21 protein-coding genes are annotated in these 24,227 nt (G+C 68.5%); 13 read left to right on the forward strand and 8 right to left on the reverse strand.

Features of this window, described 5'->3' with window-relative positions; translation table 11 throughout:
* Positions 1–26 precede the first annotated feature (26 nt).
* The 3 genes from ACFVV0_RS02925 (at position 27) to ACFVV0_RS02935 (ending at position 2,963) form a co-directional block, all read left to right on the forward strand.
* Entirely contained in the window at positions 27–380 is a 354-nt protein-coding gene (locus ACFVV0_RS02925) for a PLD nuclease N-terminal domain-containing protein (RefSeq protein ID WP_387057974.1), read from the forward strand.
* Positions 373–2,172: a 2-succinyl-5-enolpyruvyl-6-hydroxy-3-cyclohexene-1-carboxylic-acid synthase gene (menD, locus tag ACFVV0_RS02930; RefSeq protein WP_387057977.1), complete on the forward strand. Its 1,800-nt coding sequence runs from the start codon at positions 373–375 to the stop codon at positions 2,170–2,172. Before ACFVV0_RS02925 ends, menD begins: the two co-directional genes overlap by 8 nt.
* Positions 2,173–2,417: 245 nt before the next feature.
* Positions 2,418–2,963: a thioesterase family protein gene (locus ACFVV0_RS02935; protein ID WP_387057980.1), complete on the forward strand. Its 546-nt coding sequence runs from the start codon at positions 2,418–2,420 to the stop codon at positions 2,961–2,963.
* Positions 2,964–2,992: 29 nt separating this feature from the next.
* Here ACFVV0_RS02935 and ACFVV0_RS02940 read toward each other — a convergent pair whose 3' ends face one another.
* Positions 2,993–4,363, reverse strand: coding sequence for an FAD-binding oxidoreductase (locus tag ACFVV0_RS02940; protein WP_387057983.1), 1,371 nt, complete (start codon positions 4,361–4,363; stop codon positions 2,993–2,995).
* Positions 4,364–4,439: 76 nt separating this feature from the next.
* Here ACFVV0_RS02940 and ACFVV0_RS02945 point away from each other — a divergent pair, with 76 nt between their 5' ends.
* Positions 4,440–5,408, forward strand: coding sequence for a DNA-3-methyladenine glycosylase family protein (locus ACFVV0_RS02945; protein WP_387057985.1), 969 nt, complete (start codon positions 4,440–4,442; stop codon positions 5,406–5,408).
* Positions 5,409–5,442: 34 nt separating this feature from the next.
* Here ACFVV0_RS02945 and ACFVV0_RS02950 read toward each other — a convergent pair whose 3' ends face one another.
* From ACFVV0_RS02950 to ACFVV0_RS02960, 3 genes are all read right to left on the reverse strand, one after another.
* Positions 5,443–6,015 (reverse strand): SRPBCC domain-containing protein, encoded by a 573-nt coding sequence (locus ACFVV0_RS02950; protein WP_387057988.1) that lies wholly within the window; start codon positions 6,013–6,015, stop codon positions 5,443–5,445.
* 78 nt (positions 6,016–6,093) lie between these two features.
* A complete protein-coding gene (locus tag ACFVV0_RS02955) occupies positions 6,094–7,704 on the reverse strand; it encodes a phytoene desaturase family protein (protein ID WP_387057990.1) in 1,611 nt (536 codons plus the stop codon).
* A complete protein-coding gene (locus ACFVV0_RS02960; RefSeq protein ID WP_387057993.1) occupies positions 7,701–8,627 on the reverse strand; it encodes a LysR family transcriptional regulator in 927 nt (308 codons plus the stop codon). The genes ACFVV0_RS02955 and ACFVV0_RS02960 overlap by 4 nt, the downstream gene beginning before the upstream one ends.
* 157 nt (positions 8,628–8,784) lie before the next feature.
* Here ACFVV0_RS02960 and ACFVV0_RS02965 point away from each other — a divergent pair, with 157 nt between their 5' ends.
* Entirely contained in the window at positions 8,785–12,441 is a 3,657-nt protein-coding gene (locus tag ACFVV0_RS02965; RefSeq protein WP_387057996.1) for a proline dehydrogenase family protein, read from the forward strand.
* A 33-nt stretch (positions 12,442–12,474) separates the two neighbouring features.
* A complete protein-coding gene (locus tag ACFVV0_RS02970; protein WP_387057999.1) occupies positions 12,475–13,302 on the forward strand; it encodes an aldo/keto reductase in 828 nt (275 codons plus the stop codon).
* A gap of 28 nt (positions 13,303–13,330) precedes the next feature.
* Here ACFVV0_RS02970 and ACFVV0_RS02975 read toward each other — a convergent pair whose 3' ends face one another.
* The 4 genes from ACFVV0_RS02975 to ACFVV0_RS02990 form a co-directional block, all read right to left on the reverse strand.
* A complete protein-coding gene (locus ACFVV0_RS02975) occupies positions 13,331–14,779 on the reverse strand; it encodes a sensor histidine kinase (RefSeq protein ID WP_387058002.1) in 1,449 nt (482 codons plus the stop codon).
* 49 nt (positions 14,780–14,828) lie between these two features.
* Positions 14,829–15,521, reverse strand: a complete 693-nt coding sequence (locus ACFVV0_RS02980; protein WP_387058005.1) for a response regulator transcription factor — start codon at positions 15,519–15,521, stop codon at positions 14,829–14,831.
* 121 nt (positions 15,522–15,642) lie between these two features.
* Complete coding sequence (locus tag ACFVV0_RS02985; RefSeq protein WP_387058008.1) at positions 15,643–16,071, reverse strand: SRPBCC family protein; 429 nt, start codon at positions 16,069–16,071, stop codon at positions 15,643–15,645.
* A 65-nt stretch (positions 16,072–16,136) separates the two neighbouring features.
* Positions 16,137–16,574, reverse strand: a complete 438-nt coding sequence (locus ACFVV0_RS02990; RefSeq protein WP_387058012.1) for an Lrp/AsnC family transcriptional regulator — start codon at positions 16,572–16,574, stop codon at positions 16,137–16,139.
* A gap of 219 nt (positions 16,575–16,793) precedes the next feature.
* Between ACFVV0_RS02990 and ddaH the strand changes: the two genes are divergently transcribed.
* The 7 genes from ddaH (at position 16,794) to ACFVV0_RS03025 (ending at position 24,222) form a co-directional block, all read left to right on the forward strand.
* Entirely contained in the window at positions 16,794–17,648 is an 855-nt protein-coding gene (gene ddaH / locus ACFVV0_RS02995; RefSeq protein WP_387059454.1) for a dimethylargininase, read from the forward strand.
* 11 nt (positions 17,649–17,659) lie between these two features.
* On the forward strand, positions 17,660–18,949 hold the full coding sequence (gene rocD / locus ACFVV0_RS03000) for an ornithine--oxo-acid transaminase (protein ID WP_387058014.1): 1,290 nt from the start codon (positions 17,660–17,662) through the stop codon (positions 18,947–18,949).
* A 40-nt stretch (positions 18,950–18,989) separates the two neighbouring features.
* Positions 18,990–20,468 (forward strand): peptide MFS transporter, encoded by a 1,479-nt coding sequence (locus tag ACFVV0_RS03005; RefSeq protein ID WP_387058017.1) that lies wholly within the window; start codon positions 18,990–18,992, stop codon positions 20,466–20,468.
* 71 nt (positions 20,469–20,539) lie between these two features.
* A complete protein-coding gene (locus ACFVV0_RS03010; RefSeq protein ID WP_387058020.1) occupies positions 20,540–21,199 on the forward strand; it encodes an MOSC domain-containing protein in 660 nt (219 codons plus the stop codon).
* Between the two features lie 73 nt (positions 21,200–21,272).
* Positions 21,273–21,800 carry a hypothetical protein gene (locus tag ACFVV0_RS03015; RefSeq protein ID WP_387058022.1) on the forward strand — a complete coding sequence of 176 codons (528 nt, stop codon included), beginning with the start codon at positions 21,273–21,275 and terminating at the stop codon, positions 21,798–21,800.
* A 122-nt stretch (positions 21,801–21,922) separates the two neighbouring features.
* Positions 21,923–22,792, forward strand: a complete 870-nt coding sequence (locus tag ACFVV0_RS03020; RefSeq protein WP_387058024.1) for a LysR family transcriptional regulator — start codon at positions 21,923–21,925, stop codon at positions 22,790–22,792.
* A 140-nt stretch (positions 22,793–22,932) separates the two neighbouring features.
* Positions 22,933–24,222 (forward strand): sugar ABC transporter substrate-binding protein, encoded by a 1,290-nt coding sequence (locus tag ACFVV0_RS03025; RefSeq protein WP_387058027.1) that lies wholly within the window; start codon positions 22,933–22,935, stop codon positions 24,220–24,222.
* Positions 24,223–24,227 lie beyond the last annotated feature (5 nt).

The following is a 24,227-nucleotide window of genomic DNA, read 5'->3' on the forward strand; positions in this document are numbered from 1 at the left end:
CACACTCTGAGAGTTACGATTGACATATGGTTCGCCTCTGGATAGTCCTCGGCGTCGCAGCCGCGGTGTTCTACATCTATTCCGTGGCAGACTGCGCCCTTTTCGACCGTTCGCGCGTGCGCGGACTCCCCAAGCCGATCTGGCTGCTGGTCATCATCCTGTTCCCCGTCATCGGCGGCGTGCTCTGGTTCGCGATCGGTCGCGGCAGGCGGCGCCACCAAGAGGCGCGCCGGTCGGTAGCCCCGGACGACGACCCCGAGTTCCTGAAGCGCCTCGGCCAGGACAAAGAGCAGGAAGAGCGCATCCGGCAGCTCGAGAAAGAGCTCTCCGAACTCGACGACGGACCAGACGACCCCACCACCGGCCGCCGGGATGGGTGACGGCGCACAGTCGCACGAAGCGCACGACGGCACGGGGAACCCCGCCACCGACTATGCCATCGCGCTCCTGAGCGGCCTGGTTCGCGCCGGTGTGCGTGACCTGGTCGTGAGCCCCGGATCACGGTCGCAGGCACTGGCGCTGGTCGCCGCCGAGCTCGAACGATCGGGATCCGCGCGCCTGCACGTGCGGATCGACGAACGGGTCTCGGGCTTTCTCGCCCTCGGACTCGCCCGCGAGAGCGGAAGACCGGCCGTCGTGATCACCACGAGCGGCACCGCAACCGCGAACCTCCACCCCGCGGTGCTGGAAGCGCACGAATCCGGGATCCCGATGATCGTGATCACGTCCGACCGGCCGGAAGAGCTCCACGGCATCCGTGCGAATCAGACCACGCAGCAGACCGGGATGTTCGGCGTCGCACCGCGTCTCGCCGTGGACGTTCCCGCGCCCACCGGCGCCGACGGTGAGAGCGAAGCCGCGGGGCACCTGGCGGTGGCCGCCGTTCGCGCTGCACTCGGAGCGGACTCGGCGGATCCGGGGCCCGTGCATCTCAATGTCGCGCTGCGGGCACCGCTCTCGGTGGCTGTGCCGGAGATCGCGGCTGCGATCGGAACTGCAGAGCGGGATGCGGACGCGGATGCGGTCGCGACGCTGCGGATCGCCGGACCCGAGGTGCTCGGCCGGTCCAGCATCCAGCTCGACGACGGGCCGCGGACGATCGTGATCGCCGGAGCAGATGCCGGCGAGAGCGCCGAAGAGTTCGCGCGGGCAGGCGGGTATCCGTTGCTGGCCGAGGTGTCGAGCGGGGCGCGGTTCGGGCCGAACCTGGTCGTCGCCTATCGCGAGCTCCTGCGCGATGACGCGTTCGGCGCGCGGGTCGAGCGAGCCGTGGTCTTCGGTCACCCGACCCTCAGCCGAGAGGTTCCGGCGCTCCTCGAGCGGGCCGACGTCGAAACGGTCGTCGTGGCACCCAGCGGCGTACAGGCATACAACCCGGGTCGGCGGGCGCGGATCGTCGGCGGGGTGACGGCGCCCGCATCCGTCGACCTGCGATCGCCTGAGGTGCGCGCCTGGGTCGGGAGCTGGGTGTTCGCGAGCCGCCGCCTGAGCGAAGCGGCCGAGGTCGAAGCGGACCCCGGCGCGGTCGCGCCCGATGTCGAGAAGGCGCGATCGTACGAGCCGGCGGATGCGCTCGCTTTCGCGAGAGCCGAATTAGCCGCCGTGCGTGCGCCGATCACCCGGCCGCTGCTTGCTGAAGCACTGTGGCGGTACACGTGGCCCCACGACCGCCTCGTCTTCGGAGCCTCCCGCCTCATCCGCGACGCCGACCGGATCGTTCCCGGGAAGAAGATCCGTGTGCACGCCAATCGGGGGCTGGCCGGGATCGACGGGACCGTCGGGACGTCGATCGGAATCGCGCTGGCGAGTCAGGCCGCGGCCGAGGCGGCCGGCACGGCAACCGGAGTGACCCGAGTGCTGCTCGGGGACCTGACGCTGCTCCACGACGTCGGCTCTCTGCTCTTCGGCTCGGGCGAACCGCGTCCGCACGTGCAGGTCATCGTCGGGAACGACGGCGGCGGCACGATCTTCGACAGCCTCGAGGTGGCGTCGACGACCTCGCAGGAGGCGTTCGACCGTGTGCTCTACACGCCGCAGAGCGTCGACCTCGCGGCGCTCGCCGCAGCCTACGGCTGGAGCTACAGCACTGCGCGTACAAAAGGCGAACTCGATCAGGCGCTGTCGGCACCGCCGGCCGGTGTGAGCATCCTCGAAGTGCCGCTCAGCCGGTAGAAGCATCTCGGCAACGTCGGCTTGTCGTTGGTGACGCCGATATGCCAGTTTCTACCGTTTTCGGGCCCTCGAATCGGTAGAAACCGGCATCTCGGCGACCGGGCGGTCGCGACATCCGTTGCGTGCGCTGCTTCGCCCCCGGACTCATCGCACAACGGACGTCGGGCCTGCGCCGGTCGGCTTTGGAGGCTGCCCACAACGGAAGTGAGAAGCCGTTGGCGGATGGCTAGCATGACCGGGTGCACATGATCTTTCGAACGATGCTCCACGCCCTGATTTCGCGCTTCGGGAGACGACTCGGGCACTGGGACGTCGCCCGCACGAGTTTCCGCGTGCTGCCCACCGATCTCGACATCCTCAAGCACATGAACAACGGGGTGTACCTGTCGATCGCCGATGTCGGACGGTTCGATCTGCTCACCCGCACGGGGGTCTGGGCGATCTTCAAGAAGCGCGGCTGGTATCCGGTCGTGGCATCGGAGACGATCTCCTTCCGCAAGTCGCTCGAGTTGTGGCAGCCCTTCGTGGTGGAGTCGCGCATCCTCGGTTTCGACGAGAAGGCCGTCTACGTCGAGCAGCGGTTCACCGTCGACGGCGAGATCTACACGCAGGCATTCATCCGCGGTCGTTTTCTGAAGCGGGGCGGTGGCGTCGTCACGATTCAGGAGCTGCTGGATGCGGTCGGTCCCGCGCCGACGGATGTCACCATTCCCCAGTGGCTGATCGACTGGGGTTCGGATGCTGCCCTTCCGTCGACGCGGGCCGAGGCGCCCAGCGTGTGGAGCGACTGACCGGAGCAACTGACCGGAGCGTCTGACCGCTACTGCGGGCCGAAGGCGAACACCCGCTGCGGGTCCCATTCGGCGCGGTCGGCTGCGAGCCGGTCGAATACCGCGGGCGGCCAGGTCTTCTCGAACGCCGCCTTCTCGACGAGCCCGACAGACCAGTTCACGTTCGTCGTCGCCGAGATCTTGTCGGCCACCGCCTCGCTGATCGCGGCCGCGCGCGCGGGAGCGAGTTCTGCGAAGGTCGCCGGGTCTCCGGCGATGGTGGAGAGCGTGTACCGGCTCTCCCGGCCGCCCACCGCGGTGCCGTCGAAGGTGTCCCGAGCCGTGGCGCCACCGATCTGGCGCACCTCGACCGCGAGGAACGGCGAACCCGAGCCGGGCTTCACGAGTTCGTAGATGGCTCGACCGGCCTCCTGGTCGAACGAGTCGAGCATCAGACCCCGCACCCAGCTCGCCGAGCCCTGCTCCGGGTCGTTGTGAATGCTCGCGACGGCGGCCGCCGGCATCTCACCGACGAAGTCGAGGTACACCGCCGCGGATGCGCGGAGCGGCGCGAACAGCTTCTCGCCTTCTGCCGGGTCGCCCGGGTAGGCGAAGCGCACGCTGAGCACGAAGCGTCCCCGCAACGGCGGTGGGGCGGCTTCGACGTCGGGGACCTGCAGGAAGACGGCGGAGGTGGTCGCCTCGTCGGCCAGGCCGGCCGACCAGTCGATCCACGCGCGGAAGGCCGGCTCGACCGCATCCCCTTCGAAGAAGATGCTGCCGGCGTAGAGCGTGCGCAGCGGGACGAGTTCGAGTGTCATCTCGGTGACGACGGCGAGGCCGCCCTTGCCGCCGCGAAGCGCCCAGAACAGCTCGGGGTTGGTCGAGGCGTCGGCCGTGACGATGTCACCCGCTGCGGTCACCACCCGGAACCCGCGCACCCAGTCGGCCGTGAAACCGTGGCTTCGAGCGAGCGGGCCGAGCCCGCCCCCGAGGGTGTAGCCGACGGCGCCGACGCTCGACGACGACCCGGTGATCGGCGCGAGCCCGAACTCGGCGGCGGCCGCGATGATCGGCGCCCAGCGGAGACCGGCGCCGATCGTGGCGAACCCCGTGTCACCGTCGATCTGCAGCTGGTCGAGCGCGCGGGTGGAGATGATGAGTCCGTCGGTGATCGGTAGCTCAGAGCCGTGGCCGGTGGCTTGCACGCGCACGGGGAGGCCGTTCTCGGCGGCGAATCGCACGGCCTCGGCGACGTCGTTCTCGGTGGCGACGGCCACGACGACCTCGGGGTCGTGGATGACGGTCGGGTCGAAGCAGGCGACCTCGGCTGCGAGGCCGTCATCGCCCCGCAGGTAGACAGTTCCCGATACGGCGTCGCGCAGGCGCGCGACGGCATCGCTTTCGAATGCTGATCCCATGGGCCGAGGGTATTGGAGTCCACCGACATGTGGGAAGGCCCGCGGGAAGATCAGGGGACTGACGTAGCATTCCTGCATGAGCACCGCGATCCCCGCCGCCGTACCGGTGGAACGGGTGTCGCCGCTCCCGTTCGCATCGACGGTGTACTCGCCGGCTGAGCCGGTCGATCTGCACGGCACGCTCAGCATGCTCGGCCGGGGTCCGCACGATCCGACGACGAAGTGGGATGCGCGCGGCGTGTGGCGCACGTTCCGCACGCCGGAGGGCGTGGCGACCCTGCGCATCCTGACCCCCGCCGGCGACGGCTCGATCGAGGCGGCCGCGTGGGGCCCGGGCGCGGACTGGGCGATCGCCGCCGTACCGGGGCTGCTGGGTCGCGGCGACGACTGGAGCGACCTGGATGTGCGCGGCACGCCCCTGCTGCACGAGAGCCGGCGGCGCAACCCCGGGCTCAGGCTGATGCGCACCGGGCGGATGCTGGAGGCGCTGGTCCCCGCCGTCATCGAACAGCGGGTGACCAGCATCGAGGCGTACCGATCGTGGTCGCGGCTGGTGCGCTGGTACGGGGAGGTTGCGCCGGGGCCCGCTCCGGAGGGACTGCGTGTGGTGCCGACCGTCGAGCAGTGGCGCGGCATCCCGTCGTGGGAGTGGCACCGAGCCGGCGTGGACCCAGGACGCGCGCGGACCGTCGCGTCGGCGATGGCCGTGGCTGGGTCGCTGGAACGAGCGACGGATGCGGCCGAGAACCTCGCCGTGGCCGCCGGCAAGCTGCGCACGGTCGCTGGAATCGGCGTGTGGACTGCTGCCGAGACACTGCAGCGATCGCATGCCGACCCGGATGCGGTGAGCGTCGGCGACTACCACCTCGCGCACTACGTGGGGGAGGCACTCATCGGGCGACGGGTTGACGACGAGGGGATGCTCGAACTCCTGGAGCCGTGGACCGGGCACCGGCAGCGTGTGATCCGGTTGATCCTCGCATCCGGGCACCGCTTCGAACGCCGCGGGCCGCGCATCACCTTGCAGGAACACCGCTGGCACTGAGCCGCGCGGGGCGCACGTCAGCGCCCGTCCACGCTCAGCGCCCGTCTGTGCCCGTCGCGTCCCGATCGATGGCGTGCGCCGCCGCGTGCTCTCTACGCACGTCGGCGTTGACCTCGCGGCAGATGTTCTCGTAGTGCTCGAGCATCGCCGGGTAGTAGTCGTCCCAGTTGGGCATGGGCTTGCCCGCCCTGGTAGCGATGAGGCGGTCGAGATAGTAGTCCCAGCCGACGCCGACGTCGGCTTCCTCCGTCAGTGAGCGCAGACGCTGCGCGAAGGTGACCGTCGTGTGGCCGCTCGATTCGGTGAGGTGCCAGTACACCCGCCACGAGTCGCCGGCGGGGCCGACATCTGCGGCGAACTTGTGGGGCGCCACGCATTCGAGGATGGAGACGTTCTCCCAGTCGGTCTCGTCGCCCTCGGCGTTCATCCGGAACCGGACGGCCCCCGTGGCGGGGCGGCCGGTGTACTCGCCGACCCATTCGGCCAGTCGGGGAGAGCGCGAGAAATAGGACCAGACGTCTTCGATCGGCGCCTTGAAGATCCGGTCGAGGACCACGTAGACACCGTCGTCTTTGCGGACCAATCGTCCTGTCGGTTGTGGCAACATGATGCACCTCCCACTGATCTTCAGACTAGTCACGTCGGGTCGAATGCGGCAGTGCCGAGAGCTGCGAGACTTCTCAGTTCACCCCTCGAGCACGGCCATCGCGGCGTTGTGGCCGCCGATCCCGCTGACTGCCCCACCACGGCGCGCGCCCGCCCCGCAGAGAAGGATGCGCGGGTGCCGGGTGGCGACGCCCCAGCGCTGCGCCGGCGTGGTGAGCTCGTCGTCGTCCTCGGCGAACGGCCAGGAGAGGGGACCGTGGAAGATGTTCCCTCCTGGCATGTTGAGGGCGAGTTGCAGGTCGCGGGTGGTCTTGGTCTCGATGCAGGGCCGGCCCTCAGCATCGGTCAGCAGGAGGTCTTCGATGGGTTCGGCGAGTACCGAGTCGAGCGATGCGAGCACCGACTTCTGCAGGCGCTCGCGGGTCGCGTCGTTGTTCGCCTCGGTCAGCCAGCGGTCGGGGGTGTGCAGTCCGAACACGGTCAAGGTCTGGGCGCCGGATGCGGCGAGCTCGGGGTCGAGGATGCTCGGATCGGTGAGCGAATGGCAGTAGATCTCGCAGGGGAGCAGCTCCGCCATCACCCCGCGCACGGCGCCGGCGTAGGCGTCTTCGAGTTGGGCGTAGGTCTCGTTGATGTGGAACGTCCCGCCGAAGGCTGCGGCCGGGTCGACATCGGTGTCGCGCAACCTCGGGAGTCGCTTGAGAAGGAGGTTGACCTTCACCTGGGCGCCCTCGGCCCTGACTCGGGGTGGCTCGGGCGGAGTGGGCTGTTCGCCGAGGAGCAGATCGAGAACCTCGGGGGCGACGTTCGCCAGCACGTGGCGCCCGACGACCCGGCGATCGTGCTTCTTGCGCTCGTAGCGCACGGTCCCGTCGGCCTGGATGCTCGTCACCTCGGCGCCGGTCACGATGCGGGCGCCGGCCTCTCGCGCGACACGGGCGAGCTCGGTCGTGACCGTGCCCATCCCGCCGACGGGCACATCCCAATCTCCGGTCCCGCCGCCGATCACGTGGTAGAGGAAGCAGACGTTCTGGGCCAGCCCGGGGTCGTCGACGCTCGCGAACGTGCCGATCAGCGCATCCGTCGCCGCCACACCGCGCACCAGGTCGCTGGTGAGCCGTGACTCGATCAGCTCGCCGATCGGGCGTTCGAACACGGACCGCCAGAGGTCGTCGTCACCGACCAGCGCCTTCGCCTCACTGCGGGTGAGCAGCGGTTCGGTGACGGTCGGCCAGAGCGCGCGCGCGAGCTCGGTGGTGGATTCGTAGAACCGGGTGAACGCCTCGGCGTCGTCGGCGGCACCGATTCGGGCGAAGGATGCGGACGTCGCCTCGGCATCGTTGTTGTCGATCAGCAGACCAGCGCCGTCGGGGTCGCCGGGCACCGGCGTGTAGGAGGAGTACCGGCGGCGCGCGAGGGAGATGCGGAGCCCGAGATCGTCGATGATGCGCTGGGGCAGCAGACTGACCAGGTAGGAGTAGCGCGAGAGCCAGGCGTCGACGCCGTCGAAGGCCTGCGCGCTCACTGCCGCCCCTCCGACCACGCCCAACCGCTCGAGGACGATGACGCTGAGGCCCGCCTTCGCCAGGTAGGCGGCCGCCGTGAGCCCGTTGTGACCGCCCCCGACGATGACGACGTCATGGGTCGGCTCGGTGCTGCTGTCGGCGGCGGCTGTGGAGGCTTCGGTCATGCCTCCGAGCCTAGGACTTCGACGGGCCGCACGCTCGCCACGGCCCGGGCCAGGGCATCGCGGCAGGCGACGACGCCGGGGCGGCTCGCGGAGGTGCGCCGGGCCGAGGTGAAGATCGTGCGCTGCGGAGATCCGGGAAGGTCGAGCACGCGCACGCTCGGCTCGTCGCCCGCCCACACCAGGTCGGGGAGCAGACCCACCGCGTTCCCCGAGCCGATGAGGCGGATGTGCGCGACCAGGTCGGCGGTCTCGTAGCGCACATCCGGTTCGAACCCGGACGCGCGGCACAACTGCACGGCCCACGTTCGCGCGGCCGTTCCCTCGGGCTCCATCACCCAGGGGAGGTCGGCGGTGTCGGCGAGCGAGGCCGCCGCGATCCTCGCGCCCTTTGCCGCCGCGGTCGCCAGGCGGATCCGGTCGGTCGTGAGGTCGACGCGGTCGAGGTCGGGTCGGAGCGCTCGGGTGCTGCCGGGATACTGCTCGGCGATCACGAGATCGAAGTCGCGGGCCGAGACCTCGAAGAGGCCGAGCTCGGGTTCGCGCTCCGTGACCTCGACACGAAGGTCCGGATATTCGGCTGCCAGGATGCTCAGGGCCCGGGGGATGACGGCGTGCGCGGCCGATTGGAACACCGCGATGCGCACCACTCCGGTGACCGTCGTCAGCGACGCGGCGAGTTCGGCCTCCGCCTCCTCGAGCAGGTCGAGGATCTCGGCGGTGTGCTCGACGAGGATCTCGGCTTGCGGGGTGAGCTGCACGCGGCGACCGACTTTGACGAGGAGGCGCACGCCGGACTCCCGCTCGAGGGCGGCGAGCTGCTGCGAGACCGACGAAGGGCTGTACGAGAGCGCCTCGGCGACTCCGGTCACCGTGCCGCGCACCTTGAGCTCCCGGAGGAGGCGGAGTTTGCGTACGTCGAGCATCCGGACCCCATTATTCAGTCTGACCGAACGATATTGTTCGAAAACATTCGCTTTTTCTAATGGAAGGATAGCCTCACACTGTAGGCACAGTCCCCAGTTCTCCACAATGTGGGTGAGGCCCGAGCAACCCCGAACAGCGAGGAATACAGTCGTGAGCATGGTCAATGACACGGAGGGCACCGGCACCCGCCCGTCGCAGATCGCCGTCGAGGCTGTCGAACTCGTCCGAACCTGGCTGGCGCAGAGCGCGAGTGCGGCCGACGGCGCTGCGGCCGACGGCGCCAAGCCGAAAGACGACCCGGCGGCCGAGCGGCTCGCCGGCGTGCTGAGAGACCCGAACGGACTCGACTTCGCCGTCGGCTTCGTCGATGGCGTCGCCCGTCCGCAAGACCTCTTCGTGGCCGGGTACAACCTGCAGAAAGTCGCCAAGAACATCCCGTCGTTCCTGCCGTGGTACATGCGGTTCGCCATCTGGCTGGGTGGGGTATTCGGTCCCGTGCTGCCGTGGATCGTGATCCCGATCGCGCGGCGCGTGCTGCGCGGGATGGTCGGGCACCTCGTCGTCGATGCGACCCCCGACAAGCTCGGCCACGCGATCGCGCACCTCCGCGCACCGACCGACCCTCAGGGCCGTGGAGCCCGGCTGAACCTGAACCTGCTCGGCGAGGCCGTGCTCGGTGAGCAGGAGGCGGCGCGCCGTCTCGAGGGAACACGGGCACTGCTCGCCAGGGACGACGTCGACTACGTATCGATCAAGGTCTCGTCCATCGCGTCGCAACTCTCGATGTGGTCGTTCGACGAGACGGTCGCGCGCGTCGTGGAGCGCCTCACGCCGCTCTACCAGCTCGCGGCCTCGTCGCCGAAGCCCAAGTTCATCAACCTCGATATGGAGGAGTACCGCGACCTCAATCTGACGATCGCGGTGTTCACGGGCATCCTCGCCAAGCCGCAGTTCGCCGGGCTCGAAGCCGGCATCGTGCTCCAGGCGTACCTGCCCGACGCGCTCGACGCTCTGCAAGGACTGACCGAGTGGGCGACGCAGCGTCGGATGAACGGGGGAGCCCCGATCAAGGTGCGTGTGGTCAAGGGCGCCAACCTCGCGATGGAGCACGTCGACGCGGCGATCCACGATTGGCCGCTCGCCACGTACGACACCAAGCAGGCGACCGACACCAACTACAAGCGCGTCCTCGACTGGGCGCTGACGCCCGAGCACACGAACGCGGTCAAGATCGGCATCGCCGGGCACAACCTGTTCGACGTGGCGTACGCATGGCTGCTCGCCTCGCGGCGTGGAGTCACCGAGCGGATCGATTTCGAGATGCTGCTCGGCATGGCGACCGCGCAGGCCGACGCCGTCAGAAGAACCGTCGGGTCGCTGCTGCTCTACACCCCGGTCGTAAACCCGGCCGAGTTCGATGTGGCCATCTCCTACCTCATCCGCAGGCTCGAAGAGAACGCGAGCCAGGAGAACTTCATGTCCGCCGTCTTCGAGCTGGACTCGAACGCGGCCCTGTTCGAGCGGGAGAAGCAGCGATTCCTGTCGTCGATCGCAGAACTCGAGTCCGATCCGAGCCCTCGCGGAGTCGCGCCGCTTCCGAACCGGCGACAGGACAGGCAACGCGAGTGGGAGGATGCCGGATCGTTCACCCGGCCGCCGGCCCCCGCAGAGCCCGAGGGCGCATCCGCCGAAGGGCTGACCAGCGTGGTGCTCGGGCTCCAGCGCGGGTCGAGCGGAGACGGTGAGGTCGGCAGCGACGGCTTGACTGCTCCGGCCCCGAGCGGGTTCCGCAACGCGGCCGACACCGATCCGTCGCTGGCGGTCAACCGAGCGTGGGGCCGTCGAATCCTGACTCGCTCTGCTTCGTCGCAACTCGGCGTCGAGACCATCGCGGGCGCAAGGGTGACGGATACGGCGGCGCTCGAGAGCCTCATCCGCACTGTGCAGGCGAACGGCGCGGCCTGGGGGCAGCGGAGCGGGTTCGAGCGGGCTGCCGTTCTCGACCGTGCGGGCCTCGCGCTCGCCGCGAACCGCGACAGACTCATCGAGATCATGGCGGCCGAGACCGGCAAGACCATCGCCGAAGCCGACCCCGAGGTGAGCGAGGCGATCGACTTCGCCCACTACTACGCGACGCGAGCCCGCGAACTCGACACCGTCCAAGGTGCGACCTTCGTTCCGTCGAAGCTCACCGTGGTGACACCGCCCTGGAACTTCCCGGTCGCCATCCCGGCGGGGTCGGTGCTGTCGGCGCTCGCCGCGGGCAGCGGAGTGATCATCAAGCCCGCGCCGCAAGCGAAGCGGTCGGGCGCGGTCATGGTCGAAGCGCTCTGGGAGGCCGGCATTCCGAGGGAGCTGCTCGCGCTCGCCGATGTCTCGGAGAACGAGCTGGGTCAGCAGCTGGTCTCCGACCCGAGAGTGGACCGAGTCATCCTCACGGGCGCCTACGAGACGGCGAAGCTCTTCCGGTCGTGGCGGTCCGATCTTCCCCTCCTGGCCGAGACCAGCGGAAAGAACGCGATCATCGTCACGCCGAGCGCCGACTACGATCTCGCGGTCGCCGACATCGTCAAAAGCGCGTTCGGGCACGCCGGGCAGAAGTGCTCCGCCGCCAGCCTCGTGATCCTCGTGGGGTCGGTGGCACGGTCGGAGCGCTTCCGGCACCAGCTCGTCGACGCGACGACCAGCCTGCGGGTCGGCTATCCGCAAGACCCCACCAGCCAGATGGGGCCCCTCATCGAGCCGGCGAGCGGAAAGCTGCTGCATGCGCTCACGACACTCGGCGGAACCGAGGAATGGCTCGTGCAGCCCAAGCAGCTCGACGACACAGGGCGACTCTGGACGCCGGGAGTGCGAACGGGCGTGCAGCCCGGTTCTTACTTCCACCTCACCGAGTTCTTCGGACCGGTGCTGGGCATCATGACGGCGCGCAACCTCGATGAGGCGATCCGCTACCAGAACGCGATCGAGTACGGCCTCACCGCAGGGCTGCACTCGCTCGACCCCGACGAGCTCGCGTTGTGGCTCGACACGGTCGAGGCCGGCAACCTCTACGTGAACCGTGGCATCACCGGTGCGATCGTGCAGCGCCAGCCGTTCGGTGGCTGGAAGCGGTCGTCTGTGGGAGCGGGCACGAAGGCCGGAGGCCCGAACTACCTGATCGGCCTCGGCTCCTGGGAGCCGGAGGTCGGCCACTCCAGCACGAGCCTTCACCTACGTGGACTCGACAAGCGCGTGAGCGACCTGATCGAGTCGGGCCAGTCGTCGATGGACTATACGGCGTTCGACCTCGTGCGGCGTTCGGCCCTCAGCGATGCGATCGCCGCGGCGACGGAGTTCCACACGGTGAAAGACGTCTCTGCGGTCGGAGTCGAGCGCAACCTGTTCCGCTATCGGCCGGTGCCGGTCGCCATCCGCCTGGCCGACGGCGCTGAGCTGCCCGCGCTGCTGCGCATCCTCGCCGCCGCGACCGTGGCCCGGTCGCCGTTCACCGTGAGCAGCTCGGTGAAGCTGCCGCGGCCGGTTCATCAGGTTCTGCGCGAGCGGGACGTCGACGTGACGGTCGAGACCGATCAGCAGTGGCTCGCACGAGTCGCGGCGCACTCGGTGAAGGAGCACCGCATCCGGCTCATCGGCGGGGATGCGTCCGCGCTGGCGTCAGCGCTCGGAGGCACTCCGGATGTTGCGGTCTACGCGAACCCCGTCACCCCGGCAGGACGCGTCGAACTGCTCCCGTTCCTGCACGAGCAGGCGATCTCGATCACCGCCCACCGCTTCGGGAACCCGTCGCGACTGTCGGAAGAAGTCATCTGACCGGTGCGGGCGGCAGGTGATTAGCCTGGACGCATGACCATTCCAAGGATCGCCCTCAACTCCGGCACCAGCATCCCGCAGATCGGCCTCGGAACAGCGCCGCTCGATGACGCAGAGGTCGAGCGCGCAGTGCACGAAGCCCTGGCGATCGGGTACCGGCACATCGACACCGCGGTCCGGTACGGCAACGAGGTCGGAGTCGGACGCGGCATCAGCGGCGGCGGTGTACCCCGCGACGAGATCTTCGTCACGACCAAGCTCGACGGCCCCTTCCAGGGCGACGATCGCGCGATCGCCGGGCTCGACGAGTCGCTCGAGCGTCTCGGCCTCGACTACGTCGACCTGCTGCTCATCCACTGGCCGCTGCCGGGCCGCGACGAGTACGTCTCCACCTGGAAGACCTACGAGAAGCTCCACGCATCGGGCAAGGCGCGCGCGATCGGCGTCTCCAACTTCAAACCGGCTCACCTCGACCGACTCATCGCCGAGACCGGAACCACGCCGGCCGTGAACCAGATCCAGCTGAACCCGTACGTCACCCGTCACGAGCAACGCGCCTACGACGCCGAGCACGGCATCGTCACCGAGTCGTGGAGTCCGCTCGGCGCCGGAAGCGACCTGCTCACCTCCACAGTGCTGGCGACCGTCGGCGCCAAGTACGGCAAGACCCCCGGTCAGGTCGTGATCCGGTGGCACCTCGACAACGGGCTGGTGGTCATCCCGAAGTCGAAGAACGCCGAGCGTCAGGCGGAGAACCTCGACGTGCTCGACTTCAGGCTTGACGCGGAGGACCAGGCTGCGATCGCCACACTCGACCAGGGAGCGGATGCGGGCGTCGACTCCGACGTCTCCGGCCACTGATCGAGGTCCCGGCCTCTCAGCGCGATCACTACGTGGTCGGATGCGACGCGAGCGGTAGCACGACCGTCGCGATGAGCCCGCCCTCCTCGGCGTTGGCGAGCACCACGCTGCCGCCGGCCGACCCCGCCAGAGCCCCGACGATGGCCAGCCCGAGTCCGCCACCCGAGTGGCCGGTGCGGGCGCCGTCGGCGCGCGTGAAACGGTCGAGGGCGACCGGGATGAAGCCCGCCTCCATGCCGGGACCGCTGTCGCGCACGGTGAGGATCACCTCGGCGGGGGTGGCAGTGAGCTCGGCGGTGACGATCCGTTCGGACGCCGCAGCCGCATCCGCATCCGCATCTGCAGCAACGTCGGCGCCCATGATGGCCGTGATCGCGTTGCCGAGCAGATTGTCGAGGATGCGCCCGAAATCGGTCGGGGAGAGAGCGACCAGCGCGTTGACCGTCTGACGCTCACGCGGGCGGTAGTCGAAGTCGATCGAGATCTCGCGGGCTTCGGAGTCGTCGGTTCGCCGGGATGCGATCAGGCGCGCCCGGTCGATGGCGTCGGCCAACTCGTCAGTGAGGGTGCGCCAGTCGGTGCGCCCGTTGGAGGGGCCGGCCTCGATCCGGGAGAGCTCGAGGAGGTTGCTGGCGAGCTGTCCGAGGCGCAGTGCTGTCGCGTGCGAGGAGCGGATGGCGGTGAGCAGCGCATCCGCGTCGCCCGCGTCGAGTTCCGCGAGCTCGAGTTGCCCGCGCAGCACGGCCAGCGGCGTGCGCAGCTCGTGGCTCGCATCCGACACCATCTGGCGTTCCCGGTCGGCAGATGCTCGCAGCCGGCCGATCAGGTCGTTGAGGGTGGTCGCGAGGGCGGCGAGTTCATCGTTGGCGGGGCCGACGGGGAGGAGACCGGTCGAGGAGACGTCGGCGATGCTCGCGGCGCGCTCGCGCATCCGGCTCACCGGGCGGAGCGCGGTGCGAGCCAGGAGCCAGGATGCGGCGCCGAATCCGACCACCACCACGGCGGCGCCGATGAGCAGAAGGGAAGTGAGCCGGTCGAGCACGAGGTCGGTCGTCTCGTTGTTGCGCGCCGCGATCACGTGGAACGTCCCGTCGCTCGTCGGGACGGCCCGCACCAGTACGACATAGCGGTCGTTGCCGACCTGCACCTCTGTGGGGTCGTCGCCGAGCTGGAGCAGACTCGGCATCCGCGCGCCGAGCGCCAGCGGGAGGGTCGAGTCGAGAACCCGGCCGTTCGGGCCGACGATCGCGAGTTCCTGCCCGCCGCCCGGAAGTGTGTACGGCCCGCTCGGATTCCCCTTCACCGATTGCTTCGGTGCCGCGACGTCGCTCGTGAGCAGGGTGACCGTCGCGTTGTGCAGGATCGACGCGACGCCGGCCCGCACGACCTCGACGGCGACGAGACCGAACAGGGTCGCGACGATGAGGCTCCCGATGGTGATGCGGGCCGTGATGGACAACCGCCGCAGCCAGGTCACCCGGGGACCGCCTCGCGGGTCGTCCCCACCGTCGATCGCCGCTCGGCGGTCACGGCGTCGGCGCCTCGGCGTTCTTGGCGTCCAGCCGGTATCCGCGCCCGCGTTCGGTGACGATCGCGAGCCCGGCGCCCGCCAGCTCCAGCTTCTTGCGGAGGTACGACACGTACTGGTCGATCACGTTCGTGCCGATGTTCTCGGTCGTTCCCCACACGGTCTCCAGGATGTCGGACCGGGCGAGCGTCTTGTCCGGGTTGGTCGCGAACAGGCGCAGCAGCGTGAACTCGCGCCGGCTGAGCGGCATCTCGTGACCGGCGACGAGCGCGCGGTGCTCGTGCGAGTCGATGGTGAGGCGTCCGACCGTGACCTGGGGTCGCATCCCGCTCGGCTCCCGCCGCAGCAGGGCCCGGATGCGCGCGGCGAGCTCATCGAATGCGAACGGCTTGGTCAGGTAATCGTCTGCGCCCGAGTCGAGCCCGTGCACCCTGTCCTCGATCGCATCCCGGGCCGTCAGCAGCAGGATGGGCATCGGATTGGCCGCCTCGCGCACGTGGCGGCAGAGCTCGAAGCCGCTCATCCCGGGCAGCATCACGTCGATCGCGGCTGCGGAGAAGGGCTCAGCGCGCAACGCGATCATCGCATCGACGCCGTTGGTGACCAGCGTCACGTCGTAACCCTCGGCGGTGAGCCCCCGCTCGACGAGGCCTCCCATGTCGGGGTCGTCTTCGACTACCAGCAGTTTCATGCGTTCATCGTGCCACCGTTTGCCGTGGTGGTGCTCTAAGACTCCGGTTGCCGGATGCGCGCAGGCTGAGGATTCTCGCAGGTGCGGCACAGACACGCCACTGGTCGGGCCCAGGCGCGACTCAGACTCCGCGCTCGACGACGCCCTTCATCCCGGCGAGGGTCATGCCCCAGTTCTCGACCATCCGGTCGGCCTCGGCTCGGTCGGCGCAGCCGTCCTGCCTGACCGTCACTCGTGTCCCCGACCCCTCGGGCTCCACGGTGTAGGTCACATTCTGGTAGCTTTCGGGCGCATCCGGTTTGCCGCTGAGCGGGCTGTAGTAGCTGGTCGCCAGCAGGCGCGGCGGGTCGATCTCGAGGATGGTCCCCTTGTCTTCGTAGGGCTTGCCCTCCCATTCGCCCCGGTAGACGATCGGGCTGCCCTTCTTCCAGTCGGTGGTGACCTGGGTTCCGAACAGGTACTCCGCGATCGCGGCGGGCTCGGTGAGCGCGCGCCAGACGGCGTGCTGCGGCGCGGCGACGAGGATGCTGGTTTCTGCTGTCTCGGTCATGGGACCATGCTGCGCGCATCCGGTGCGGAATGCTTGAAGAAAGACGACGGTCCGAGCGGTGCCGGTCAGTCGTGTCCGCGGTGGATCAGCCGCGACAGCACGATCGCGCTGCGGGTGTGGTCGACGTTGGGGGCGAGCCGCACCTTCTCCAGGGCCGCCTCGAGGCTCGGGATGTCCCGCGACCGGATGTGCACGATGGCGTCCGCGCTTCCGGTGACGGTTCCCGCCTCCACCACCTCCGGGACGGCCGACAGGATGCGCAGCAGTTCGTCCGGTGCGACCGTTCCGCGGCAGAAGAGTTCGACGTAGGCCTCGGTGCTCATCCCGTCGATGGTCGGGTCGACCTGGATGGTGAATCCACGGATGACGCCGTCGGCGACGAGTCGGTCGACGCGCCGTTTGACGGCGGACGCGGACAGCCCCACGACCGAGCCGATGTCGCCGTATCCGGCGCGGGCGTTCTGCCGGAGGAGGTCGAGGATGCTGCGATCGAGGTTGTCCACGCGGCAAGCATACGGCGGATCGTTGCGCGGTCAGGGCAGGGTGCGCAGAAATCCTGCGCGACGTTTCCGTGCGCCGCGCGGAGCGGTTGTGGTCGGTCAGAATCCGTCGTGGGGGAGACCTGATGCAGATAATCGCCACGTGATACCGATGCACGACGATTTCGTGCGCACATCGGCCGAATTTCGGCGACATTCGTGTGTGACACTATCCCCATGTCGATGATTCACGAGGATGCGGAGCCCCGGGTGCAACGGCCCGAGCGCACGGCCACCGCACGGTCGGTGCTGATGTGCCGTCCGGAGCATTTCACCGTGGTCTACCGGATCAACCCGTGGATGGATCCGCAGCTGCCGACCGACACATCGCTGGCCATGAGCCAGTGGGATGCGCTCTACCGCACGTATCTCGAACTCGGCTTCGACGTTCAGCTCATCGACCCGATCGAGGGGCTGCCCGACATGGTCTACGCGGCCAACGGCGGCTTCGTCATCGACAACATCGCGTACGGCGCGAGCTTCACCTACCCCGAACGGCAGCCGGAGGGTCCGGCATACATGGACTGGTTCCGGCGAAACGGATTCGAGGTGGCCGAGCCCGAGCACATCAACGAGGGGGAGGGCGACTTCCTGCTCGTCGGCGACACGATCCTCGCCGGCACCGGGTTCCGCAGTGCGAGCGACAGCCACCTCGAGCTCGGCCGGCTGTACGGTCGCGAGGTCGTCAGTCTCACCCTGATCGACCCGAGCTTCTACCACCTGGACACCGCGCTGGCGGTGCTCGACGGCACACCCGGTCGGGAGCACATCGCCTACCTGCCGAGCGCGTTCGACGAGCCGAGCCTGGGGATCCTTCGCGCACGCTATCCCGATGCGATCATCGTGAACGACGAGGACGCATCCGTGCTGGGCCTCAACTCGTTCTCCGACGGCTACAACGTCGTCATCGCATCCCGTGCGCTCGACTTCGAGCGGCAGCTGCGCGGGCACGGCTACAACCCGATCGGTGTCGACCTGTCCGAGCTGCTGCTCGGCGGGGGCGGCGTCAAATGCTGCACGCTCGAACTGCGTCGCTGAGAGGACAGTCCATGACCGACACAGACACGACGGCCCACGGCGCAGACGCCGAGACAGTCGCCCACCGCATCCACCCGGTGTCGAAGGCCGCCACCGAGCGACAGGCCGTGGCGATCGAGCGCGAGGAGGCGCACACCGCGCACAACTACCATCCGCTTCCGGTCGTGGTCGCCGAGGGCGAGGGCGCCTGGGTCACGGATGTGGACGGCCGTCGCTACCTCGACTGCCTGGCCGCCTACTCCGCGGTGAACTTCGGGCACTCGAATCCGGTGCTCCTGGATGCGGCCAGGGCTCAGCTCGACCGCGTCACCCTGACGAGCCGCGCCTTCCACAACGACCAGCTCGGTCCGTTCGTCGAGGCGCTGGCCGCTCTCGCCGGCAAGGACATGGTGCTGCCGATGAACACCGGAGCCGAAGCCGTCGAGTCGGGGATCAAGGTCGCGCGCGCCTGGGGCTACCGCGTGAAGGGGGTGTCCGACGGGATGGCGAACATCATCGTGATGTCGGGGAACTTCCACGGGCGCACCACCACGATCGTGAGCTTCTCGGACGACCCGACGGCGCGTGACGGCTTCGGTCCGTTCACGCCGGGGTTCCGCATGGTTCCGTACGGGGACGCCGAGGCGCTCGCCGCCGCGATCGACGACGACACCGTCGCTGTGCTGGTGGAGCCGATCCAGGGGGAGGCCGGCATCCTCGTTCCACCCGCCGACTACCTGCCGGCCGTCCGCCGGATCTGCGACGAGCGCAACGTGCTCTTCATCGCCGACGAGATCCAGTCGGGACTCGGCCGCACCGGCGCGACGTTCGCGTGCGACCTCGTGGGGGTCGTCCCCGATCTCTACCTCCTCGGCAAGGCATTGGGCGGGGGCATCGTGCCGGTGTCGGCGGTCGTCGGAAACAGGGATGTGCTCGGTGTGCTCCAGCCCGGCGAGCACGGTTCGACTTTCGGCGGCAACCCGCTCGCAGCGGCCGTCGGCCGAGCGGTGGTCGGGATGCTCGCCACAGGCGAGCTCCAGGAGCGCGCGCAGCTGCTCGGCCGGCGCCTGCACACCGGACTCGAGCGTCTCGTCGGTCACGGCGTCGTCGCGGTGCGCGGGGCCGGACTCTGGGCGGGCATCGACATCGACCCGGAGCTGGCGACCGGCCGTGAGGTGTGCGAACTGCTGATGGAGCGCGGCCTGCTCGCCAAGGACACGCACGGCTCCACGATCAGGCTCGCCCCGCCGATCGTGATCGACCCCGCCGACCTCGACTGGGCGGTCGACCAGCTGGCGGCGGTGCTCGAAGACCTTCGTTGAAAGCATTCCGCTTCGCCGTGCGGAGTGGGAGCATGTGCGCATGAGCAACGCGACGGCGCGGAGAGAGACACCGGGGCCGGCGGGGGAGCACAAGACCTTCTTCGGCCAGCCTCGTTCACTCGCCAACATCTTCGGCGTGGAGATGTGGGAGAGGTTCTCGTTCTACGGGATGCAGGGCATCCTTCTCATCTACCTCTATTACTCGGTCGCGCGCGGCGGTCTGGGAATCGACCAGGCGACGGCGGCAGGCATCGTCGGCGCGTATGGCGGCGGTGTCTACCTGTCCACCATCCTCGGCGCCTGGCTGGCCGACCGCATGTTCGGCTCGGAGCGTGTGCTGTTCTGGAGCGCCTTCGTCATCGTGATCGGCCACCTGTCCCTGGCGATCCTTCCGGGCGTATCCGGTGTGATCGCTGGGCTGATCTTCATCGCGTTCGGAAGCGGCGGGCTGAAGGCGAACGCGACGCGGATCGTGGGCACGCTCTACGACGAGCATGACAGCCGGCGGGATGCGGGCTTCTCGATCTTCTACCTCGGCATCAACCTGGGCGCGTTCTTCGGTCCGCTCCTCACCGGCCTGCTGCAGACCACGCTCGGCTTCCACTGGGGATTCGGACTGGCGGCCGTCGGGATGACGATCGGCCTCATCCAGTACTCCCTCGGTCGCAAACGCCTCCCGGACGAAGCGCGCGAGGTGCCGAACCCGCTGCCCGCCTCGCGCCGGCCGCTCGTGATCGGGATCGCGGTCGCGGCGATCGTCGTGGTCGTCGTCCTGGTGCTCACCGGCGTCATCACGGCGGAGAATCTGACCCTGATCGTGATCGGCCTCGTGATCGTGGCGACGATCGCCTACTTCGTGGTCATCCTCACCTCGAAGCTGGTGAACAGTGAGGAGCGCAGCCGGATCGTGGCGTTCATCCCGTTGTTCGTGGTGAACGCGGCGTTCTGGTCGCTCTACCAGCAGCAGTTCACGGTCATCACGATCTACTCGGACGAGCGCCTGAACCGAAACCTCTTCGGATGGGAGTTCCCAGTCTCGTGGGTGCAGTCGATCAACCCGATCTTCGTCATCATCCTGTCGGGGGTGTTCGCGGCGATCTGGACGAAGTGGGGCGATAAGCAGCCGTCGACGCCGCTGAAGTTCGCCGCGGGAACGGTCGTGATGGGCATCGCCTTCCTCCTCTTCCTGTTCTGGGTGGGAGGCGGCCCGAACAGCACGCCTCTGCTGGCGATCATCGGAATCCTCTTCGTCTTCACCATCGCCGAGCTGCTCATCTCGCCGGTCGGGTTGTCGGTGTCGACCAAACTGGCGCCGCACGCCTTCCGGGCGCAGATGATCGCGCTGTACTTCCTCTCGGTCTCCTTGGGGACCGCGCTGGCCGGACAGCTCGCCAAGCTGTACTCGCCGGAGACGGAAGGGATCTACTTCGGGGTGCTCGGTGCCGTGGCGATCGTGATCGGCGTGATTCTCGCCATCATCAGTCCGTGGGTGCTCAAGATGATGCGCGGGGTGCGCTGAGTCGCGGCACATCGACCCTCCGGCGGCCTGGCAACATCGATTCGCCGCGACTCACAGGGCAGGATGGACGCATGGCTGAGCTGCTGGCGCTGTGCAGGGTCGAGAAACTGCTTCCGGATGCGGGGACCGTCGGGGTCACCGCGATCGACAAGCAGCCCGTCGGTGCGCCGCTGCGGGTTCGTCCGTACGGCCTGTTCGGGGATGTGCAGGCCGACAGAAAGCATCACGGCGGCCCGACGAAGGCGCTGTACGCGTACGCGGACGAGGATGCGCGCTACTGGGCGGCGGAGCTCGATCGCGAGATCACGCCGGGACTGTTCGGCGAGAATCTCCGCACGGCGGGGCTCGACGTGAGCGGGGCCGAGATCGGCGAGCGGTGGCGGATCGGCCACGAACTGGTGGTCGAGGTCACCTGCCCGCGGATGCCGTGCGCGACCTTCCAGCGCTGGATGGGCGAACCGCAGTGGGTCAAGCGCTTCACCGCCGCGGGCCGCCCGGGCGCCTACCTCAGGATCGTTCATTCCGGGACCATCGGCGCCGGCGACCGCATCGAGGTGCTGTCGCGTCCGGGTCACGGCGTGAGCATCGCATCCTGGTTCACGGATGCGGATGCCGACCAGGCCGAAGCGCTCGAGGTCGCCGCCCGTGCGGGCTCGGTCGCCCTCGTGCCGGAGATGCTCGAGGTGATGGCCAAGGTCGCGCAGAGGGACGCCTCGATAGGGATTCGTTAGCTTCCGAGTCACAGGCGCACGAGTACCGTTAGGGCTCGATGAGAGCTCTCTCAGCAGGCGTAGACCTGTCGTTGTGACACTCACTCATATCCTTCCCACCCTTCGACAATCCATCCCCGACCCCCTCAATTGCGACCGCTGGCCCGAGTTCACCTCGGTCACCACCTCGGATGTCGTGATCGCGGGGGTCTCCCTCGTCCGCCTCGCAGAATGGTGCGGAACCCCGTGCGTTCACAGCGCCGCAGCTGTGATCCCCGGGACCGGCGGACGCCCCAGCGACACCGAGCTCGCATCCGCTGTCGTCGTCTCCGTCACCGCGGTCCACCGACGATCCGACGGGGGCTTGACCGTCGATCTCGACGGCGAGCTCACCACAGTGGCGGCCGAAACGGCCGAAGCCCGACTCATCGGGCGCATCTCGACGGCGCGGGACGTGATGGTGCATATCCGTGCTGCCGTGCTCGAACTGCCTGGCGACCTCCGCGAGGGCGACCTGATCGCGGTCCCCGCACGCGGTTCCGTGCGACTGCACGACATCGACCCCCGGCGACGCGGAGACGTCCCCGCCGGAAGCGAGCCGCAGGGATACTGCGGCCGCTGACAGGTGGGGCGCCGGATTCTCGGTCACGCTCACGACGCCCCCATAGTCGGCTAGGGCCGACGGCGCCCCACCTGATCACCACGGCGATGAAACGAGGGTCGATTCAGACGTAGAATCGCTGAATGGAACTCAGGCAGCTCGAGCATTTCGTCACCGTCGCCGAAGAGCGGCACTTCACTCGGGCCGCCGAACTGCTGCAGATCTCGCAGTCGGGACTCTCGGCGTCGATCCGCTCGCTCGAGCAGGAGCTCGGTACCTCCCTCTTCATCCGCAGCACCCGCCGCGTCGAGCTGACGACCGCCGGCCAGGCCTTGCTCGCCGACTCGGTGCGCACCCTCGCCAGCGCTGCAGCGGCCCGCAACGCGGTCGCCGCCGTTCGCGGACTCGTGCGCGGCCGCCTCACGATCGGCGCAGAGCCGTGCCTGGGCGCGGTCGATCTTCCCGCTGAGCTCGCCTCGTTCCGCACCGCCAACCCGGGCGTCGAGGTGCGGTTGCGCTACTCGGGTTCCGAGGAGCTGGTGGATGCGGTTGCCGGCGGCCGCGTGGATGTCGCGCTCGTCGTCGACACCGGGCACACGCCGCCCGGTGTGCAGCTGCGGCCGCTGAGCACGCAGGAGATGCTCGTGCTGTGCCATCCGGAGCACCGTTTCGCTTCCGAGGTCAGCATCCCGCTCGAGGAGCTGCGCGGGGAGCCGCTCGTCGGCTTCCAGGAGGGGTGGGGTGCTCAGGCGCTCGCCCGTCGTGCCTTCGCCGCGGCCGGGTTCGACTACCGGGCGGCGATGGAAGTGAACGACGTGCATCCGTTGCTCGACCTGGTCGGCTACAACCTCGGTGTCGCGATCGTTCCGGCTAGCTTCGCCAAGAAGCGTCCCGACCAGCTGAGGGCCGTCGGCCTGCTCGGCGATGTGCCGTCGTGGACGGTCGCCGTCGCCGTGGCGGAAGAGCCGAGCCCGGCCGCTGGGGCGTTCCTCCGTCAACTGCAGACGGCCTGAACGCCCGTCGCGGTCAGTCGTAACAAACTCTTTACACACCGCGCTGGAAATAACTTGCAGAATTCGTGCTGGTCCTGGAGACTACTTCCAATCATGTTCGGGCACTCGCCCCCTGACAGTTTCGAAGAGGAGACAGCACCATGAAGAAGCGCTATCTCTCCATCGCCGCACTCGCCATCGCTGCGCTCGGGCTCACCGCCTGTTCCAGTGGGACGAGCGGAGACGGAGGCACGGTCGACGCGAAGGGCCAGAAGCTCACCGTGTGGATCATGCAGGGCACCAACCCCGATTCCTCCGACTTCTTCAGTGAGGTCGGCGACGCATTCAAGAAGGAGACCGGCGCGACACTCAAAGTCGAGTTCGTGCAGTGGGCGGATGCTCACGACCGGTTCGTCACCTCGATCGCCGGCAACACCACCCCCGACGTCGCAGAGACGGGCACCACCTGGACGGCCGAGTTCGCCGACGCCGGGGCGCTCGCCCCGATCACCGACGACGTGAAGAAGGCCGGTATCGAGAGCGACCTGGTCAAGGGCCTCCAGGAGTCCGGAACCTACGACGGCGACCTCTACGGCATGCCCTGGTATGCGGGCGTCCGCTCCCTGGTCTACCGCTCCGACGTGTTCGAGGAGCTCGGGTTGAAGGCCCCGACCAGCTGGGACGACATCGTCGCAGCCGGCGAGAAGATCAAGGCGGCCAAGCCCGACATGATCCCGTTCGCGGTTCCTGGCAATGCCGAGTTCGGCGTGTACCCGTGGGTCTGGGGCGCCGGCGGCGACGTCGCGAAACTCGACGGCAAGAAGTGGGTCTCCGGGATGGACAGCGCCAAGTCGCGCGAGGGGATCCAGTTCTACACCGACCTCGCCACCAAGTACGGGTTCTCCACCTCGGGTGCCACCACCTGGAAGGAGACCGACGTGCTCGACAACTTCAACCAGGGCAAGGTCGCCATGGCGATCCAGGGCTCCTGGACACCGGCCACCATCGTGCAGAAGGCCCCCGATCTCGAGGGCAAGATCGCGGCGGCCCCGATCCCCGGCCAGGAGAGCGGCATCAGCCCGTCCGTGCTCGGCGGTTCGCACCTCAGCATCTTCAACACGGCCAAGAACAAAGACCTGGCCTGGCAGTTCGTGAAGATGATGACCACGGGCAAGTACGCCAGCGAGTGGGCTTCGCAGACCGGATACTTCCCCGGCCTGAACTCGCTGCTCAAGCCGGCGCAGAACTCGGACGACCCGCTGGTCAAGCCGTTCGCCACGCAGATGGTCGAGGGCGGCGCATCCGTGCCCGTCACACCTCAGTTCGGCGCCGTGCAGGCCAAGCAGACCACCAACGCCATGATGCAGTCCATCCTCTCCGGGCAGAAGACGGTCGAACAGGCCACCAGCGACGCTGCCAAGGAGATGGACACCATCCTGAACACGAAGTAGCCGTC

The sequence above is a fragment of the Leifsonia sp. NPDC058230 genome (genome assembly GCF_042882245.1).
Classification (GTDB): Bacteria; Actinomycetota; Actinomycetes; order Actinomycetales; family Microbacteriaceae; genus Leifsonia.